15 protein-coding genes are annotated in these 19,161 nt (G+C 60.6%); 8 read left to right on the top strand and 7 right to left on the bottom strand.

Annotated elements, in window-relative coordinates:
* Positions 1-62 precede the first annotated feature (62 nt).
* A complete protein-coding gene (locus ABD653_RS12150) occupies positions 63-776 on the top strand; it encodes a L,D-transpeptidase family protein (RefSeq protein WP_160778917.1) in 714 nt (237 codons plus the stop codon).
* A gap of 4 nt (positions 777-780) precedes the next feature.
* Here ABD653_RS12150 and tilS read toward each other — a convergent pair whose 3' ends face one another.
* The 5 genes from tilS to ABD653_RS12125 all read right to left on the bottom strand — a co-directional run bounded on the left by tilS (position 781) and on the right by ABD653_RS12125 (position 6,357).
* Complete coding sequence (gene tilS / locus ABD653_RS12145) at positions 781-1,659, bottom strand: tRNA lysidine(34) synthetase TilS (protein ID WP_267904703.1); 879 nt, start codon at positions 1,657-1,659, stop codon at positions 781-783.
* An 82-nt stretch (positions 1,660-1,741) separates the two neighbouring features.
* Positions 1,742-2,674 (bottom strand): tetratricopeptide repeat protein, encoded by a 933-nt coding sequence (locus ABD653_RS12140; RefSeq protein ID WP_234032151.1) that lies wholly within the window; start codon positions 2,672-2,674, stop codon positions 1,742-1,744.
* Positions 2,675-2,807: 133 nt separating this feature from the next.
* On the bottom strand, positions 2,808-3,731 hold the full coding sequence (locus tag ABD653_RS12135) for a helix-turn-helix domain-containing protein (protein WP_160778915.1): 924 nt from the start codon (positions 3,729-3,731) through the stop codon (positions 2,808-2,810).
* Between the two features lie 124 nt (positions 3,732-3,855).
* Positions 3,856-6,123 carry a phosphoenolpyruvate--protein phosphotransferase gene (gene ptsP / locus ABD653_RS12130; RefSeq protein WP_160778914.1) on the bottom strand — a complete coding sequence of 756 codons (2,268 nt, stop codon included), beginning with the start codon at positions 6,121-6,123 and terminating at the stop codon, positions 3,856-3,858.
* 78 nt (positions 6,124-6,201) lie between these two features.
* Positions 6,202-6,357: a YdcH family protein gene (locus ABD653_RS12125; RefSeq protein WP_160778913.1), complete on the bottom strand. Its 156-nt coding sequence runs from the start codon at positions 6,355-6,357 to the stop codon at positions 6,202-6,204.
* A 192-nt stretch (positions 6,358-6,549) separates the two neighbouring features.
* Between ABD653_RS12125 and ABD653_RS12120 the strand changes: the two genes are divergently transcribed.
* Both ABD653_RS12120 and ABD653_RS12115 read left to right on the top strand, forming a co-directional pair.
* Positions 6,550-6,747 (top strand): YdcH family protein, encoded by a 198-nt coding sequence (locus ABD653_RS12120; protein ID WP_160778912.1) that lies wholly within the window; start codon positions 6,550-6,552, stop codon positions 6,745-6,747.
* Positions 6,748-6,976: 229 nt separating this feature from the next.
* A complete protein-coding gene (locus tag ABD653_RS12115; RefSeq protein ID WP_160778911.1) occupies positions 6,977-7,435 on the top strand; it encodes a DUF1465 family protein in 459 nt (152 codons plus the stop codon).
* Positions 7,436-7,445: 10 nt separating this feature from the next.
* On the opposite strand, the gene glpK is transcribed toward ABD653_RS12115, so the two are convergent.
* Positions 7,446-8,912, bottom strand: coding sequence for a glycerol kinase GlpK (gene glpK, locus ABD653_RS12110; RefSeq protein WP_160778910.1), 1,467 nt, complete (start codon positions 8,910-8,912; stop codon positions 7,446-7,448).
* Between the two features lie 68 nt (positions 8,913-8,980).
* Here glpK and ABD653_RS12105 point away from each other — a divergent pair, with 68 nt between their 5' ends.
* The 5 genes from ABD653_RS12105 (at position 8,981) to ABD653_RS12085 (ending at position 17,517) form a co-directional block, all read left to right on the top strand.
* On the top strand, positions 8,981-9,865 hold the full coding sequence (locus ABD653_RS12105; RefSeq protein ID WP_160778909.1) for an MBL fold metallo-hydrolase: 885 nt from the start codon (positions 8,981-8,983) through the stop codon (positions 9,863-9,865).
* On the top strand, positions 9,850-10,536 hold the full coding sequence (locus ABD653_RS12100; RefSeq protein WP_160778908.1) for a DUF4230 domain-containing protein: 687 nt from the start codon (positions 9,850-9,852) through the stop codon (positions 10,534-10,536). Before ABD653_RS12105 ends, ABD653_RS12100 begins: the two co-directional genes overlap by 16 nt.
* Before the next feature lie 160 nt (positions 10,537-10,696).
* Positions 10,697-12,403 carry a BCCT family transporter gene (locus ABD653_RS12095; protein WP_160778907.1) on the top strand — a complete coding sequence of 569 codons (1,707 nt, stop codon included), beginning with the start codon at positions 10,697-10,699 and terminating at the stop codon, positions 12,401-12,403.
* Positions 12,404-12,815: 412 nt separating this feature from the next.
* Positions 12,816-15,470, top strand: a complete 2,655-nt coding sequence (locus ABD653_RS12090) for a TonB-dependent receptor (protein WP_160778906.1) — start codon at positions 12,816-12,818, stop codon at positions 15,468-15,470.
* An 82-nt stretch (positions 15,471-15,552) separates the two neighbouring features.
* Positions 15,553-17,517 (top strand): tetratricopeptide repeat-containing sulfotransferase family protein, encoded by a 1,965-nt coding sequence (locus ABD653_RS12085; RefSeq protein WP_160778905.1) that lies wholly within the window; start codon positions 15,553-15,555, stop codon positions 17,515-17,517.
* Here the strand turns inward: ABD653_RS12085 and ABD653_RS12080 are convergent, their stop codons facing one another.
* A complete protein-coding gene (locus ABD653_RS12080; protein WP_160778904.1) occupies positions 17,518-19,137 on the bottom strand; it encodes a class I adenylate-forming enzyme family protein in 1,620 nt (539 codons plus the stop codon).
* Positions 19,138-19,161: the final 24 nt, after the last annotated feature.

Genomic DNA, 19,161 nt, shown 5'->3' with positions numbered 1-19,161 from the left:
AAAAGCGGGACGCTGCGTGCGAAGCGATGGAAGTCCGCCAGTTTCGGGCGCATACAGATGGCATGAACACGATGCTCAAATGGATCGGCGGCGCTACAGCCGCCACGGTTTTCGTCTTCGGCGGCGCAACGCTGGCGAGTACGATGATGGCAGACGACGAGGCGGCGCCAACCGAGAAGGTTGCGCTGGAGGAAGCAATTCCGGTCGATCCCGCCAAAATGACAGGCGAAACTGTCCAGACTGCGGCAGGCGAGGACGGCCAGGCCGCTTCGCAGCAAGCACAAACGCAGCAAGCGAATGCGCAGGCCGACGAAGAGTTCACCGTCAAGCGCATCCTCGAGATCAACGGCCCGATCAAATATGGCGAGTGGCACTGGAACACCGATGATGTTCCGGCCGACGGCAAGATCGTGATGACTGTCGATCTGGACGCACGTGTGATTTCCGTTTTCAAGGGCGGTTATGAAATCGGCGCGGCAGCTGTCCTGCTGGGCACGGACGAGCATCCGACCCCGCTTGGCACCTTCCCGATCCGTTACAAGATGCGTCACAATGTGTCGGAAAAATACGACAACGCCCCGATGCCCTATTCGATGTTCCTGACATCGGATGGTGTGGCGCTGCACGGTTCCGACGTCCAGAACGGCTACGCCAGCCACGGCTGCATCGGCATGCCGGATGATTTCGCTGCGAAGGTCTTCGCTGTCGCCAAAAAGGGCGACAAGGTGATCATTACCCGCGGAGAGTCGCTGGGTATGGGCGAGCAGATCCTCTGATTGGCTAACCCGTATTGCGGGGCGGTTCGCGGCGGATGCGATAGGTTTGGCCGACCTGCTCGATCAGGACTCCGGCAATATTGGCCTTGCCCCGCTGCGCCATTTCGTTGCCCAGCAACGCAATGACATCGCCCAGCCGGACGCTCGCCCCCAATGATGTCGCAGCGCGCACGATCAGTCGCGCATTGCTATCATTGAAGTCGGTCATCGGCACGGTGACCTCTCCTTCGCCGGCATCAGATCGTTTGCGCCAGAATTGATCTGCCAGAGCTTCCAAAGTGCTCTCTGCCTCTGACAGATGCCCAGCCGAGCGGGTGATGGCCACTGGATCGAGCCAATCGGCATCCGCAATTGCCTTGCGCATCCTGACGCGATCAAAACTCTCATCTTCATTCGACGGATCACTCGCGAAGGGCATGCCCGTCTCTGCGATGACCTCGCGCAATTCGTCTCGGCGAAAGCCCAGCAACGGGCGGATCACGGGAATATCGGTGTTCTCGAACACAACTTGTGGCCTGATCCCTGCCAATCCCTGCAACCCGCTGCCCCGCATGAGCCGCATCAGCACTGTCTCGGCCTGGTCATCCGCATGATGGGCTGTGGCGACGGCCTGCAAGCCTCGATCCGACGCCCAGGCAAGCAAAGCGCGGTAGCGCCCCTCGCGCGCCTCGGTCTGCAAATTGCCGGCGCCCACTTCGACTGTCAGCACCGTGCAGGAAATGTCGCGCGCCTCGCATGCTGCGAGAACCAGCGCACATTCGTCTGCCGCTTCAGGTCGCAGGCCGTGATTGACTGTCGCGACTTCGATTTCGCCAGGCCTGGTCGCCGCTGCGAGGGCCAACATCGCCATTGAGTCTGGGCCGCCGGACACAGCAAGCCCCATGGGCGAGCCGCAGCGGAAATCGCCCAATGCATCTGTGAAGCGCGAGGCTAGTTCGGGATCGATCCCGTGGTCTTGCGCCCTATCAATTGCAGGTCACTTTCTGGCGGTTCGCCTCGTACTGGCTCTGCAGCCGGCCAGCCGCAAGCGCCGGGTAGGTTTCACCGAATTCCGCCAACGCGATACAAGCGCGGCTGGTGTCTTCGAGCGCAATCATCGCTTCGGCCAGATACAGCAAGCTGTCGGGTGCCCGGCGCGAATTGCGATCGGCCTGGTAATTGCGCAGGAACCACGGCGCAGCATCGCGCGGCTTGCCATCGTCCAGATAGGCACGACCAAGCAGGTTGCGGCCATAGGTCGCACGGCTGTGGTTCGGATACTTCTCCACGAACATCGCCAATTGCTGCTGCGCCTCGGGATAGAAGCCCGCGTTCCAGAGGCGGAAGCCGTAGGAATACTCGTCATCACCCGCATCATCGGTTTGCGGCTTCGCAATTGCCTGCACCGCCGCCAGCCGCTCTGCCGATGGTCCGGCTGGTTCAGGCGTGGTTTCAGGGGCCGCCACAGTGCGCGTTGCCGTTCCGCTACCTGTCTCTCCGGCGTCCGGCAGCAGGTTGGTGGTTGGCCCGCTCGACGGCTGTGCAATGGCGGCTGTTCCACCTTCGAGTGCAGCCATCCGCGTGGTCAGCCCGCGCAGGGTATTGGTGTTTTCCTCCACCTGTCCGGTCAGCCGTTGCAGCGATGCTTCCAGAGCATCGAGCCGGGCAAGGATGTCGGTCACGGCAGTGGTCGAAGTGGTCGGAGCGGTCGAATTGGAAGCCGGAGAGCCGCTGATCTGCGGTTCGAAATAACGCCCGTCGCTGCCGGGGAATACACGCCGCTGCAGAGCGCGAACTTCTCCCTCGAGCTTGCGGATGCGCGCTTGTTCGTCTCCGGATTGCGCCAGCGCCGGCATTACGGGCATGGCGACACCCAACAGTGCAGCGCCCATGATCAGACGTTTGTGGCGGAAATTCATGGTCTTGCTCCTGTCCCATCTCCACGGTCGGCATGGCAAAAAGGCACCGAACCGATGCTGAACGTGTCGCGTGGGAAATTAACCATGCAGCCCGCCATGTCGAGGGCGAACTGCCTGTTATCGGGGGAAATGCCTAGGTGACAGGGTCGGTGGAGACAGCCTCAACTTCATTGACTGGCGCTGCGTCGGCCTCAACTTCGCCGGCTGGTGCTGCGTCGGCTGGCGCAGCGTCGGCAGAGTTGGGCGGCACATTCTGGTCGCGCGCCAACAGCGCCTCAGCACTGATCGGCACATCCTGGATCACGGTATCCTCTTCCGACAATTTGGGGATTTCGCGCCCGCCGATGGTAATATCGAAAGCATAGGGACGCCCGGTCCATATCTGCGGGTCCTGCGCATTGGCGGGAATTGTATAGCTTTCCCCGGCTGCCATCTGCTTTTCCATCAGGCGCGTGCCGTCACTCTCGTAGAACTTGACCCAGGTCTCATCCATCGTCGCGGTAAAAACCACCGGCCCTGCCGTATTGATCGGAGCTGCTGCGCCCGATTGTGCATCGGTCTGTTCCGCTTCCGCCTCGGCATTGGCCTGCATCCGCTGCTCTGCCGTGAGCAAAGAGCCGGGGCCGGAGCCAGGCGCAAAGAAGGTGCGGTAGAACATGAAGCCACCGGCCACCAGCAGCACGATTGCTGCGATGGAAAAGAACACGAGGCCACGTGAGGGCACCCGCGCTGGATCGCCCGGCTGCAACTGTTCCTGGCGGCCATAACGCTCGCCCGGATCCTCTGCCCCCAGTTCTTCGCGGACCTGGTCGGCAATCTCTTTCTGATCGAGACCGAGGACCTTCGCATAGGTTCGCGAAAAACCGACGGCGTAGGTCCGTGCGGGAAGATTGGCGAAGTCGCCTGCCTCGATAGTCTCGATGTGCCGTTGAGGTATCCGCGTCTTGGCCGACACCTGCTCCAGAGTCAGGCCCTGTTCCTCGCGAGCCATGCGCAGGCGGTCACCCGCCCCGAACGCGAGTTCGGCTTCGCCCGTGATGACGTCCTCGTCTTCCATCTCAAATCCAATACGACCGCAACTTTTTATGCGCGTTACATCCGCGTCCTGAACGGGACCTGTCAAGCATGGAATGATGTTGCCGCCCAAGTGTCGGTGAAGCGAGAGCACCGCGCGACGGAATTCACTCGATATCGATATCGCGTTCCTGCGCCCATACCGTCATGGCCTCGCGGATCGATGGCGGAGGCGCATTGAGCCAGCCGGTCATGGCATCCTCGATCTGCTTCAAATCGATTTGCCGGACCAGTTCCTTGATCGGCCCGACGGAAACCGGTGTGATCGACAAACGGTGGATGCCGAGGCCCATCAGCGCCAGTGCTTCGAGCTTGCGTCCGCCCATTTCGCCGCACACGCCAAGATCGATCGTGTGGCCGGTGGTAGATTGCACCACTCGCCGCAGGAACCGCAGGATCGCAGGGCTTAGCCAGTCATAACGCGCCGCCAGCTTGGGATTGGCGCGATCTGCCGCGAACAGGAACTGGGTCAGGTCGTTGGTACCAATCGACAGGAAGGACACTTTGGGAATGATCAGGTCGAGAACCTCCGCCAGCGCGGGCACTTCCAGCATCGCGCCATAGTGGATCTCATCCGGCAATTGCTTCTTCTGCTTGCGCAGGAATGCCAATTGCTCGTCAAACACAGCCTTCGCAGCGTCGAATTCCCACGGCTCGCTGACCATTGGGAACATTACCCGTAGCGGCTTGCCAGCCGACGCCTCGAGCAGGGCACGTGCTTGCGCCTTGAGCAGCCCGCCACGTTCCAGCGCCAATCGCAAAGCGCGCCAGCCCATCGCCGGGTTTTCGTCATTCTCGCTTTCATCCGAAGCGAGATAGGGCACCGCCTTGTCACCTCCGATATCGACTGTGCGGAAAATCACCGGCTTGCCTTGTGCCGCCTCCAGAACATCACGGTAGAGCCGCGTCTGGCGCTCTCGCTGGGGCAAGGTTGCCGAAACCAGGAACTGGAATTCTGTCCGGAACAAGCCCACGCCATCAGCGCCGACCAGCGGAAGGTTCGCCATGTCGTCGCGCAGTCCGGCATTCATCATCACCTGAATGCGGGTGCCACACCGGGTAAAGGGCTCTACATCGCGCAGTTCGGCATAGGCAGCCTGGCGTTCCTTGCTCTTGGCAAAGCGCGTTTCGAAAGCATCGAGAACCGATTGCGTGGGTCGGATCGTGACAGTCGCCGTGTCCGCATCGAGCAAGATCGGATCGCCCTCGCGCACAATGCCGCGCAGGCCGCGTGCCCGGCCGAGCACCGGGATGCCCATCGCGCGCGCTACGATCACGACATGCGCCGTAAGCGAGCCCTCTTCCAGCACAACACCCTTCAGCCGGCGCCGGTCATATTCGAGCAGCTCGGCCGGGCCGAGATTTTTCGCGATCAGGATTGTGTCGCGGCGCAGACCCTGGGTCGCTGCGGTACCGAGCTGGCCCGAGACAATCCGCAATAGCCGATTGGCCAGATCTTCCAGATCATGCATCCGGTCTGCCAGCAATGGATCGTCGATCTCGCGCATCCGCATGCGGGTGTGTTGCTGGACCCGTTCGATCGCGGCTTCGGCCGTCAGGCCGCTGTCGATCGCTTCATTGATCCGGCGGCTCCAGCCCTCGTCATAGGCGAACATTTTGTAGGTCTGCAGGACCTCTTCATGCTCGCCGCCCTTGCCGAATTCAGCCTGTTGGGAAAGACCGTCGATCTGGTCCCGCATCTTGTCGAATGCGCGGTAAACCCGCTGGCGTTCGACTTCGATATCGTCCGCCACCACCTGGTCGATCGTCACCCGCGGCTGGTGATAGACTGCGGTGCCACTGGCGATCCCGGCAACCAGCGTCAGCCCTTCGATATTGGCAGGTCCAGTCTGTGACTCGGTTGCGCCGACCTCTTCTTCGTCAATCAGTTCTGCATTGGCGATCAGTTCCGACAAAACCATGGCTGTGGTCTGCAAGGCCTCGATCTCGACATCTTCGTACCGGCGCGGATCGACATGCTGGACATTGAGCGCGCCAACCGCGCGGGTGCGGTAGATAATCGGCACCCCTGCGAAGGAGTGGAACTTGTCTTCCCCGGTTTCGGGACGATACTCGAAGTCCGGATGCGCCTTGGCCTCGGCAAGGTTCAGCATCTCGCTGTTTTCAACAATGGTCCCGGTCAGACCTTCGCCGATCGCCATGCGGGTCACGTGCACAGCTTCCTTGTTCAGGCCCTTGGTCGCGTAAAGCTCCAACATGCCTTCGCGCAGAAGGTAAATCGAACAGACTTCGCTATCGAGAGCTTCGCCGACAATTTCGACCACGGCATCCAGTTTGCCCTGCGCATGGGTGCGCGAGGCCATAACCTCGTGAAGTCGGGTCAGAATCTGGCGGGCGGCAGCAGCTGCAGTCATGCCACAGGGCCTAGCTTACCCCTGCTCGAAAGGGAAATGCCGACGGAATGGAAACGAAGCCCGACCGGGCCGGAGGGATCAGCCCGCAGCGATCTCCTCCTTCAATCGGAGTTTTTCCTTCTTGAGCTGCTGGATCATCGCCGCGTCTGGTGCCGGTCGCGTCATCTCTTCATGCAGGCGATCTTCGAGGCCGGCGTGTTTGGATTGCAGGGCGTTGACGTGAGACGATGCCATTGGGCTCCTCCTTGGGGTGTTGACCACAGGAGCGACTCGCCCGGCGCGGGCGAACCGCGTGGAAGCATACAACCACATAAGACAAAGTTTGCGAAGTCCTTGTTTCCACCTACGCGGTTGATACAGAGTTGTGCGCGGCAAAACGTTGCCCTGCATGACAGGTATTGGGCCAAACAGGAATCGGGCGAAAACGTGACGGAAGCGGAACTGCGCAAGAGACTGGAACATCTGCGGGTCGATCATCGCGATCTGGATGCGGCCATCGATGCGCTGACAGCTGCCGGAAGCACCGATCAGCTACAGATTGCCCGCCTCAAGCGCCGCAAGCTGGCCCTGCGCGACCAGATCGGCGCGATCGAAGATCAACTGATCCCCGATATTATTGCCTAGGTTCTCCTTATTGTCCCTGCGGGTGGCTGGCCTCCGCCAGCCGTGCTTCCTCGCATAAGCTCGGGCGGCCGGTCGGCCTTGCGGTTTGCTAATCGCAGACCGGGGCTTTTCTTGATGGGTCCCTCAATCAAAAAACGTCCCGCTGCGGGACGCGCGCTCTCTCTCTACGGGACAACACGGTTGCCAAGCTTCCCGTCCCGCCCTTTCGGGCCTAGCGCCCGGTCTGGGTATGGGAAATGCAACCGATCTTTCCGCGACGATTGTCGAGGACCTTTACTGCGAGGCGCTGATGCTCGCGGACGATGTCCGTGCGGCGTTCGATCTGTCGACCCCACGAGACCGGAACAGTGGCGATATGCTGCGACTAGCCCTTTCAACCGAGGGGCTGAAAACAACGACCCGAGTGATGCATGCATTGGCCTGGTTATTGAACCAGCGCGCATTTTTCCGCGGCGAGATGACCGAATACCAGCTGGAACGGCATGGCCGTCTACCGCCCGACCGGGAGCCGGAACCGCATTTGCTGGAAATGCTGGAATTGCCAACCCAACTGCTGATTGCGGAAAGCCGTACGCTGCACGCTCGCATCGCCCGGCTCGATGATGCCTGGGGCGAGAAGATGCAGCAAACCGCCAACCCGATCGACGAATTGCAATCCCGGCTGGAGCGCGCACTCGGCCGCCTCTAGTCGCCACAGGTTATGCGGCCTTCAACGCCTTGCGCCACCGCGCCAACCGCTCTTCCCGCACTGCTTCGCCCATCGCCGGATCAAAGGCCCTGATGCTGCCGCGCATGGCGTCGGCGGCAGATTGCAGGGATGGATAGAGACCGGCACCGACCGCCGCCGACATCGCAGCACCCAAGGCAGTCGTTTCGACGAAATCAGGTCGTTCGACCTTGAGATCGAGCATGTTGGCAAGGTCCTGCGCCATCCAGTCATTGGCGCTCATTCCGCCATCGATCTTGAGGCTGGTCCAGCGCGCGCCATCAGCGGCGAATGCTTCAGCCAGATCATGGGTCTGGTGTGCCATCGCCTCCAATGCTGCCCGCGCAATCTGCGCCCTGCCACTGGCAAAGCTCAGGCCCGCGATCACCCCGCGTGCATCGGCGCGCCAATGCGGAGCGCCAAGGCCCGACAGCGCAGGCACGATCACAACTTCCCCGGAATCCTCAATCGATCGCGCCAACGCCTCTGTTTCCGCAGCGCTGGAGATCAGTTTCAATTGATCGCGCAGCCATTGCACCAGGCTGCCGGCAACGAAGACGGAGCCTTCGATGGCATAAGTTCGCTTGCCGCCCTGCTGGTACAGAACGGTGCCCAGCATGCGGTTGTCCGATCGCGGCTGCTCGCCACCCTTGTTAGCGAGCACGAATGCGCCGGTTCCGTAGGTTGCTTTGGTATCACCGGGCGCAAGGCAGCCCTGCCCGATCGTGGCAGCTTGCTGGTCCCCCACCATGCCAGTGATCGGCAGCGCCTTGCCCAGCCACTCGGCTTTCGCTTCCCCCAGCGAACCATGCGTATCGACCACCTGTGGCAAAGCAGCCTTGGGAACGCCCAGCAAGTCACACAGCCCGTCATCAAACTGCGCGCCATCCAGCGGCAGCAGCTGGGTGCGGCTGGCATTGCTGGCATCGCTGATATGGGAACCACCCGATAGCTTGGCGACCAGCCAGCTTTCCACCGTCCCGAAGGCCAGACTGCCTTTCCGGGCCGCCTGCCGGACACGTTCATCGTGATCGAGCAGCCAGCGCATCTTCGTGCCGGAAAAATAGGGATCTAGGAGCAATCCGGTTTGCGCCTGAACTTCTGCTTCATGGCCAGCTTCGCGCAATTCCTCGCAAAAATCGGCGGTCCTGCGATCCTGCCACACAATGGCGCGCGACAGCGGCTCCAGCGTGGATTTGTCCCATGCCACCACAGTTTCGCGCTGGTTGGTGATACCGATGGCGGCAATCCGGTCGACACCTGCCTTTTCCGTCACCTCGCGCGCGCAGGCCAAAGTCCGATCCCAGATTTCGCCTGCATCATGCTCCACCCAGCCGGGCTTGGGATAATGCTGCGTCAGTTCTGCCTGCGCGACATCGTGCATTCGACCATCGAGCCCGAACACCATGGCGCGCGTTGATGTTGTGCCCTCATCGAGAACCAGGATCAGATCGGACAAACTCTTCTCTCCGCGTCAGAATGTGTTGTGGCGTGACATGCGGCAGCATGCGCCCCATATGCAAGGGGATGGCTCAGATACCACCTAAACCATGGCCGACCGGCAAGGTCGAACGTCCCGAACCGCTGGTTGCGCGGGTTCTCGCCCCCAATCCCTCGCCCTACACGTTCACCGGCACCCAGACTTATGTGGTGGGCACTGAGGGCGAAGTCGCCGTCATCGATCCCGGGCCCGACGAACCTGAACACATCGAAGCGCTGTTGGCCGCTATCGGAGACAGCACCGTCGTTGCGATCATGTGCACCCATACCCATCGCGACCATTCCCCTGCCGCAGCGCCGCTCGCTGCCCGGACGGGCGCTCCGATTGTCGGATGTGCGCCGCTGGTCATCAACACCGACCTGCCGCGGTCTGACGAGGCATTTGATACCACCTACGCGCCCGACCGGGTGCTGGAAGATGGCGAAGCGATGACCGGACGCGGCTGGACTTTGCGCGCGGTCCATACGCCGGGGCACACCTCCAATCATTTGTGCTTCTCGCTGGAGGAAAGTGGCGCCTTGTTCACGGGCGACCACGTGATGGGCTGGTCGACCAGTGTGGTCGTGCCGCCTGACGGCGATATGGGCGACTATATGGCCAGCCTCGACAAACTCTATCAACGCGCCGGTGAGGACGGGGACCGGGTCTATTATTCCGCCCATGGCGCGCCAATCGAGAAACCGCGCCAGCTTGTGCGGGGAATGATCGGCCATCGGCGCCAGCGTGAAAACCAGATCTTGCGCTTGCTGGGCGAAGAGCCCCGCCAGCTACCAGAATTCATCCCGCTGATGTACAAAGGGCTGGATCCGCGCCTCGACGGTGCTGCGCAAATGAGCGTCAAGGCGCACCTGATCGATCTGGAACGTCGCGGCCTGGTTAGCCAATCGGAAGAGACATGGCAGACGATCTGAAAACCAAAGATGCGGTCTCGGAAGAGACCCTGTCGCCCCAGCCGGAGCGACAGAAATCACTGGCGCGCATTCAAGCTGTGCCGTGGTTCATTGTCATTCTGTTGCTCGCTGCGGTCGCGTGGCTGGGCTGGCGCGCATTCGGACCACAAGACCTCGGCGATCCGCTTGCCACCAGTCTGGTTGCATTCGAGGAACAGAACGAGCTGACAGTCTTCAGCGCCGAATTTGCGCCGGTCGTATCGAGCAATGACAGCCGCTTCTTCGGCACCATCAATACCCGGCAGATCGCCGTAATCCCGACGCGGGTAAGCTATACGATTGATCTCTCCGAGGTTGATCGTTCGCGGCTCGGCTGGGACCCAGAGAGTGAGACACTAACGGTCCGTCTGCCCGCAATCGATATCGGCAAGCCCAATCTCGATGAAGGGCGCGCGCAATATCTGCGGGAAGGCATCTGGATCAGCCGCGAGGCGCAGGACAAGCTGACCCGCGACAACACCCAACTGGCCGAGCGCGAAGCCCGCAAGCAGGCAGCAAATGCGGTTTTGCTGGATCTTGCCCGCGACGCCGCACGCCAGGCGGTGACTCAAAATCTTGCCATTCCGCTGGAGGTCGCCGGCTATGGCGATGTGACAGTGATGGTTCTGTTTGACGGGGAAGCAGCGCCCTAACAGCTGCCCCGTCACCATGCGTGGGGGTTCCCGTCGGCATCAAACCCTGCTTTAAGGCGCCAGACACACAAGCCCGGCTATTTACTAGTCTTTGGCCGGAAACTGAGTGGTGCCTGTTACCCGTTCCGGTGGCGTGCGCTCCGATGAACGAGGATTTTGCGTGAGTTCTGACAATACTACGACCGCGTCGCAGGCCGGTATCGAGCCGCCTCTGGTCGAATTGCCTATCGCAACCGCTGACTCGGGCTTTTACAATGGCTTCAGCACCCATGTGACGATCCCGGCCAAGATCATTGTCAGCATGATCATTGCCTGGGCGATCTTCTTCCCGACCCATGCGAGCGAGACCCTGGCTCTCGCCAATGCCACGATCATCCGTGAATTTGCGGGCTGGTATGTCTACCTGGTCGCGTTCCTGATGCTGGTGGCGGTCATTCTGGCCGTCATACCGCAATCGGGGTCCTTGCGCATCGGCGCGCCTGGTGAAGAGCCCGAATTCTCGCGCTTCTCCTGGTTTTCGATGCTGTTCGGTGCGGGAATCGGGGTCGGCATGCTGACCTACTCCACCGGGGAGCCGCTGGCGCATTTCCAGTCCAATCCGGATATCATCAACGGCGTTGTCGCTGCAACGTCTGCCGAGACGGTCACATCCGCCTACCGCTATACCTACCTGCATTGGGGCTTCGCAGCCTGGGCCACCTATGCCCTTGTCGGGCTTGCAGTCGGCTATGTTGCCTATCGCCGCAATTTGCCGCTGACGATCCGGTCCGGATTGGCACCCTTGTTCGGGCTCAAACTGTCCGGCCCCTGGGGCCATGTGATCGATGTCGTCGCAGTCGTCGCTACGATCCTCGGCGTGGCCGTGACATTGGGGTTTGGCGTCGAGCAATTCGTCGCCGGACTGTACCGGATCGGGTTTGGGGAATGGCTTCTCAATTCGGGCGGGACCGCATCTTCGGCCGCGATAGTCATGGCGCTGTTGTTGCTGGTGGGTGCCTCTACCCTGTCCGCCCTGTCTGGCGTGGGACGGGGAATCAAATGGCTTTCGAACCTCAACATGGTCCTTTCATTCCTGTTGCTGGCCGTCTTTGTCGCCTTCGGTTCAGGCCTTGCCGGCTTTGAGCTTCTGGCTCGTACAACGATCGATTATCTGGTTACGCTGCCGCAAATGCAGCTGAGTGTGTTTTCGTCCGACGGCACCCAGGCCGGCGATGCTGCCGCGCAATGGCAACTCGATTGGTCGGTCTTCTACTGGGCGTGGTGGATCGCTTTCGCTCCCTTTGTCGGCATGTTTATCGCGCGGGTCTCGCGCGGTCGCACGGTACGGGAATATGTGCTGGGCGTCATACTGGTTCCGTCACTGATGTGTTTCATCTGGATGTCGTTGGCAGGCGGTACCGCAATCGATCTGGAGCTTAGCGGTGCTGCGCAGGGGTCTATCCTCGCGGCGAACATCTCGGACCAGCTGTTCGCCACCCTCTCTGTCATGCTGAGCCCGGGCGTTGCCCAAGTGATGGCAGGCCTGGTTGTGATTCTGCTGATGACATATTTGATCACCTCCGCCGATAGCGCGATCCTGATCGTGAACACGATCAATGGCGCGGGCGAAGATGAGGGGCAACGCCGGCATCACATCCTGTTCTGGGGCGCCGCAATCGCGCTGGTCGTAGGCAGTATGCTGATCCTTGGCGGCATCGACGCGATCCGCATCACGATGATCATCGGGGCCCTGCCTTTCTCGGTCGTCGTGGCGCTGATGGCGATCTCGATCGTCAAGGCGGTGGTCTACGATGTAATCCGCAAGCGTCAGGGCGTGCAGACCCACTGCGAGGATATCCTTGCCGAGGCCGCTGCGAGGGCAGATTAGCCTGCATCCTATATTGGCGAAGACTTGCCATTACATAACCGCCACATACCCGATTATTCCCCGGCTTAGAGCCACTTTATAAATATAGATTCATACGTATTTGAGTGTATTTGCCTCTTCTTATCGAAAAAGATCGATTAGTGAGAGAAATTGGGCGGCATTATTCAGATGCAGACTGGTATCGTATTTGTAAATATTCGCCAAAAGGCCGTGTTGCGATAATGCAACGCCGAAAATACCATCCCTGAAAATAGAATTCTGACTGTGGCCACCCCCTTGGCACCTTGTTAGCGCCCTTTGCCAGACGCGCGAAAACTCTTTTCGCGCCTACGCATTTCGTTCGGGTCGCCGGCGAAATCTCAAAACGGGTGCGGCGGCACCACTCAAAAAACCGACCCAAGGGGAATACAAAATGAAATCTCTTCGCAGCAGCGCCTCGCTTGGCGTGCTGGCCGCGCTTATCGCGTCACCCGCGATCGCGCAGGACCAGTCGACCGATGGCGCACAAGCAGAAGAACGCCAGGGCGGCGTCGGCACGATTGTCGTTACCGCAACCAAGCGTAGCGAAGATCTGCAAGACGTAGCCATTTCCGTGAATGCGATCGGCGAAGAGGCTCTAGACGAACTCGGCATTGCCACGTTTGACGACTACCTCGTGCAGCTCCCGAATGTGACCGCTGGTGGCTCCGGCCCTGGCCAGAGCACGATCTATGTGCGCGGCCTCGCCTCGACCACGCCGAACCTGACCACCGCCGGTGTTGCAGGCCTCGCCCCGAACGTCGCGCTTTACCTCGACGAGCAGCCGCTCGCACAGCCGGGCCGTAACCTCGATGTCTACGCTGCTGACCTTGAACGGATCGAAGTGCTCGCTGGCCCGCAGGGCACTCTGTTCGGTGCAAGCTCGCAAGCTGGCGTTGTCCGCCTGATCACCAACAAGCCCGACTTGACCGGCTTTGATGCCGGCTTCAAGGTCGAGACCAGCTTCACCAAGAATGGCGAAACCAGCTATTCCGGCGAAGCCATGCTCAACTTGCCGGTCACGGACAGCTTCGCACTGCGCGGCGTTGTCTATCTCGATGACCAGGGCGGCTATATCGACAATGTCGCAGGCACCCGCACGGTTGCCGAGAGCGCGCGCTTCCGTCCGGCTGGCACAGTCCGGTCCAACGGCATTCCGGTAAACGCACTGCGGGGCGGCTTCCAGGCCGGCGCGGATCTTTCGAATGTCACCTTCCTTGCCGCCGACAATGCCGGCATCGTGGAAGAAGACTTCAACGACACGCAATATGCCGGTTTCCGCATCTCGGGCCGGTATGAGTTCAATTCCGACTGGAACGTGACCATCAGTCACTCGCGCCAGAGCGTGGAAAGCGACGGCGTTTTCTTCGCAGACCCTGAACTGGGCGGGCTTGGTGGGCTCGACGTGCAGCAATTCGAAGAAAGCACTCTGGAAGATGATTTCTCGAACACCAGCTGGACGGTCGAAGGCCGGATCGCGATGCTCGATATCGTTTACACCGGCGCCTACACGGACCGTGAAACGAACCAGCGGGTCGACTATTCCGACTATCTCTTTGTCGGCCAGTATCTGCCCTATTACATCTGCGATGGCTCGGTCACCTATCCGGGCGCAGGTGGCCCGACCGGCACGTGCCAGGCTCCAAACCTCTATGTAAACTCGGTTTCGGATACGACGGTGTTCACGCAGGAGCTGCGCTTCAACACACCAGCGGAAAACCGCTGGCGCGTAACCGCAGGCGGCTTCTATTCCGACCTGGAACTGAAAGAGCGCAATGATTTCGCCTATCCGGGCAATGTCGTCGCGCAGCCGTTCGGCCCGTTCAAGCCGAACTTCCCGCAGGCCGGTTTCAACACCGACCCGGGCCCGTTCCCGGCCGACACCATCTTCCGCAACGACATCCGTCGTACGGACAAGCAATTCGGCCTGTTCGGTGAAGCCAGCTTCGATATCGTCGAAGACCTTCTGACGGTAACTGTCGGTGCCCGGTACTACGACATCGAAGTGGATTTCGAAGGCAGCGCCAATGGCTCCTTCTGTAACTCGTTCAGCGCGACGGACCAGAACGCCTTCGGTACCGACATTTCGGACCTGTATGATGGCGATGGGCAGTTCACCTTCATCGGCAGCTGTAACCCGGCCTTGCGCCAGACTTTCAATCTGGGTGACAGCCTGGCGGATATCCAGGCCGCAGGCCTCAGCGCAGGACAGGCACAGCAGGTCTTCAATGCCCTGCAGGCGCCCGACACAGCCAAGACGACCGGCACGATTTTCAAGGGCACAGCCACGCTGACGCCGAGCGAAGACCTGCTGTTCTACGCCACCTATTCGGAAGGTTTCCGTCCTGGCTTGCTGAACCGTCCGGGCGGCGCGACCAACGGTGCGGGCTTTACCGTCCCCTTCGAACTGCAGACCGATGAAGTGAAGAACTACGAAATCGGCTGGAAGCTCGACTTGATCGACGGCCAGCTGCGCTTCAACGGCAGCGCTTTCTATGTCGACATCTCGAACCTGCAGACGACGATCTTCGACCCGAGCATCACCAACCTGTTCTTCAGCGACAACGCTGCCAATGCAGAGATCAAGGGCATTGAAGGCGAATTCACCATTGCACCCTATTCGGTGCCCGGCCTGACGGTCGCAGGTGCATTCAGCTTCCTCGATACCGAGATCAAGGACGTGCTCACCCCGACGACCGATGTGATTGTTGGCGATAACCTGGCCTATGCGCCGAGTTTCCAGGGCAACATGCGGGTGCGGTATGAATGGGATGGCGCCAATGATCTGCGCTTCCACATCCAGCCGCAGATGGTGCATTCGTCTTCGAAGTTCACCGACATCATCACGATCAACCGCCTGAAGCTGGATGGTTACACCACCTTCAGTCTCTCGGCCGGTGTGAAGAAGGATGAATGGTCGGTTGAACTGTTCGGCGAAAACCTGACGGACGAGCGCGCACAGATTGCGGGCAACTTCATCAATGACCGTCCGCGGATCACCACCAACCGTCCGCTGACGGGTGGCATTCGCTTCAGCTACGACTTCTAAGTCGCAGCACTTGCGCAAAAGTGGCGGCGGGCGGCTGAAAGGCTTGCCCGCCGCTTCGCATTTGCGGCAAGGCATTCTGAATATGAGCGATCGCGACGAAATGGTGGTACGCGCCCAGAAGGCGTTGCAGGCTGGGGATTTTGCCGGCGGGCTCGCCTTGGCTGGCCAGATATTGGCCGATGATCCAGCTGATAGCGATGCGCTTTATATGGCAGCAGCAGCCTCCCGTTACCTCAAGCGTTTCGATGACGCGCAAGATTACCTGGACCGACTGCACGCAGCCTCGCCCGAATATGGCCGCGCCTGGCAGGAGGCGGGCCACCTGGCCCGCGCCAAGAACAACGATGCGGCCGCGCTTGCGGCCTTTACCCGTGCCACACAATTCAATCCGGCGCTGGAGGCAAGCTGGCGGGCACAGGCCGCGCTGCTAACTGCCAATGGACGGCCGGCAGAGGCGACGGCAGCTGCGGGTCAGGCAGACCGGCTCAAGGCTCTTCCGCGCGAATTGCTCGCGGTGTCCAATCATCTGCACGAAGGGCGCCTGTTGCGCGCTGAGGAAATCTGCCGCGCCTTCTTGCGCCAGAATCCGCGCAATGTGGAAGGTATGCGGTTACTCGCGCAGATCGGGATCAAGCTGGGCATTCTCGATGATGCCGAATTCCTGCTCGAAAGCGCCGTGACCTTTGAGCCTGACAATGTGCAATTGCGGCTCGATTATATGGATGCGCTGCGCCGGCGGCAGAAATTCGCCCAATCGCGCGAACAGGCCGAGGCCTTGCATGCCCAGGATCCGTCCAGCCCTCTGTTCCAATCGCATCTCGCGATCGAGAGCATGCAGACCAGCGATTATGACCGCGCGTTCGAATTGTTCGATCAGGTGTTGGACAAAGTGCCGAATGATCCCGCCACGCTGACCAGCCGGGGCCATGCCCTCAAGACGACGGGCGCACAGGACAAGGCAGTCGCCAGCTATCAGGCAGCCTTTGCGGCCAAGCCCGATCATGGCGATGCCTATTATGCGCTCGCCAATCTCAAGACGTACCGCTTCTCCGACCAGGAAATGGCCGCCATGCGCGCGCAAATCGACCGGCCCGATCTCGCCTTCATGGACCGGGTGCATATCTCTTTCGCCCTCGGCAAAGCCTATGAGGATCGCAAGGATTACGAGCAGAGCTTTCGCTTTTACGAGCAGGGCAACAGCCTGAAACGCGCGCAAACGCGCTATTCCGCCGACACGATGCAGGAAGAGCTGGCCCGGCAGAAGCAGCACTGCACGCCCGATCTGTTTGCCAAGCATGCAGGCGAGGGTTGCCTGGCGCCCGATCCGATTTTCATCTTGGGATTGCCGCGAGCAGGATCGACGTTGCTGGAGCAGATTCTTGCCAGCCATTCGATGGTCGATGGGACGCTCGAGCTACCCAATATTCTCGCGCTGGCCCACCGGCTGCGCGGCCGCAAGGCGGGTCAATCGCTCTATCCGCAAGTGCTGCATGATCTCACGCCCGAGCAATTGGCCAAGTTCGGCGAGGATTTTATCGAGAATACGCGCATCCACCGGCAGGGCGCACCCTTCTTTATCGACAAGATGCCGAACAATTTCCGCCATATCGGGCTGATCCACCTGATCCTGCCCAATGCCAAGATCATCGATGCGCGGCGCGATCCGATGGATTGCTGCTTCTCGGGTTTCAAGCAACTCTTCGCCGAGGGGCAGGAGTTCACCTACGGACTGAGCGAAGTCGGTCGCTATTACACGGATTACGTCGATCTGATGGATCATTGGGACACGGTGCTACCCGGCAAGGTCTTGCGGGTCCAACACGAGGATGTGCTCGACGATCTGGAAGGTCAGGTGCACCGGATGCTGGACCATTGCGGCCTGCCTTTCGAAGAGGCGTGCCTCAATTTCCACCAGACCGACAGGGCCGTGCGCACGGCCAGCAGCGAACAGGTCCGCAAGCCGATCAACCGTTCAGGCCAGAACGCCTGGAAGCCGTTCGAACCGTGGCTGGACGAATTGAAAGAGGCGGTCGGTCGGGCAAGCTGACTAGGCTTCGCGACCTTCATATTTGCCCGCCACAAACGCCTTGCTCAGTTCGAATTTCTGAATTTTGCCGGAGCCGGTCAGCGGATATTCGTCCATCCAGATCCAATGCTGCGGCGTTTTTTGGGGGGAGAGGCGCTCGCGGATGTGAGCCTTGAGCTCGTTGGCGGTCGGTTTCCCCACACCGTCGGCACACCGCAGGAAAGCCGCGACGACCTCGCCCCATTTTTCGTCCGGGACACCTGCCACCGCAGCTTCAGCGACTGCTGGATGTTCCAGCATCGCAGCCTCGATTTCCGCCGGGAACAGATTCTCGCCGCCGCGAATGATCATCTCCTTCACGCGGCCGGTAATCTTGACGTAGCCGCGCGCGCTCATGCTGCCGAGATCGCCTGTGTGCAGCCAGCCGTCGGCATCAATTGTCTCGGATGTGGCCTGCGGATTGTCGTTGTATCCGACCATCATGTTGTAACCGCGCATGCAGATTTCGCCCTGCTCGCCGACCCTGCAAACCGAATTATCCTTCGGGTTGCGGATGGAAACCTCCATATGGGCCAGCGGTTGGCCGATCGTCTCAGTCAGCTCCTCATCCTTGTCAGTTGGCCACGCGGCGGTAATTCCGGGTGACGTCTCGGTCTGGCCGTAAACGATCAGGATCGGCACTCCGAAAGTGGCCTGGGCCGCCCGGTTCAGCTCGGGCGGAACCATCGCCCCGCCGCTGATCACAGTCTTGACGCAGTCGATGCTGGTCCCCGTCGCCCTGGCTGCTTCGATAATGGCAAAAATCATGGTGGCGACCCCGCCAACCACTTCAGGCTTTTCGTGCTCGATGGTCTTGGCAACGGCAACGGGATCGAACAGCGACACCAGCAACAATGTGGCGCCATGGGCAAGACACCCCAGAACACACACCGCACTGCCCGCCGTATGGAAGAGGGGGAACGGGCACATCACCGTTTCCCCGGCCGCAAGTTCCCAGCGATCAAAGGCGTCGCGATTGCTTTGTACCAGTCCATGCTGGTGCAGCAGGACGCCCTTGGGGAAGCCAGTCGTACCGGAGGTGTACTGGATCATCACGATGTCATGCGGCTTGGTCGCTCTGAGTGCGCCATCGCGTTCGCCGGAAAACAGCTCGGCCAGATCTTCGATATCGATCAGATAGTCCGAAGCCGCCAAGCCCGCGGCTGCTTCGTCGACCACAGGCCGCAAAGCGGTGCCACGGACATGGGGCTGATAATACACGGCGCAGGCTCCCGATTGCTCGAGCACGTAGCGCACTTCGCGGGCGAGGAACGACGGATTGACGGTAACGAGCGTAAGGCCAGCCAAGGCCGCGCCAAGCTGCACCAGCACCCATTCGGGGCAATTGCCGCCCATTATCGCGATTCGCGATCCAGCCGGATGGCGGGACGCCAGTGCGCGTCCCGTCCGCTCTGCATCCTCAAGAAGCCTTTCGAAAGTCCATTCGCGCCCGACCGTCCCGTCGGCCAGCAACTCGCGCAATGCCAAGGCTTGCGGGCGGGTCGCAGCCTGCTCTCGCAGCACATCTTCGATGGTTCTTTCGCTATACTCGGTATCTGTTTGCGCCGGACAATAGGCTTCGGTCAGCTCTAGATCATACATCGCTCGCTCTCCCCCGTTGGAAGC

It is taken from the genome of Parerythrobacter jejuensis (genome assembly GCF_039536765.1).
GTDB lineage: Bacteria > Pseudomonadota > Alphaproteobacteria > Sphingomonadales > Sphingomonadaceae > Parerythrobacter > Parerythrobacter jejuensis.
The sequence above is the reverse complement of the archived record's forward strand: the minus strand, read 5'-3'. Positions and strand labels throughout refer to the sequence as shown.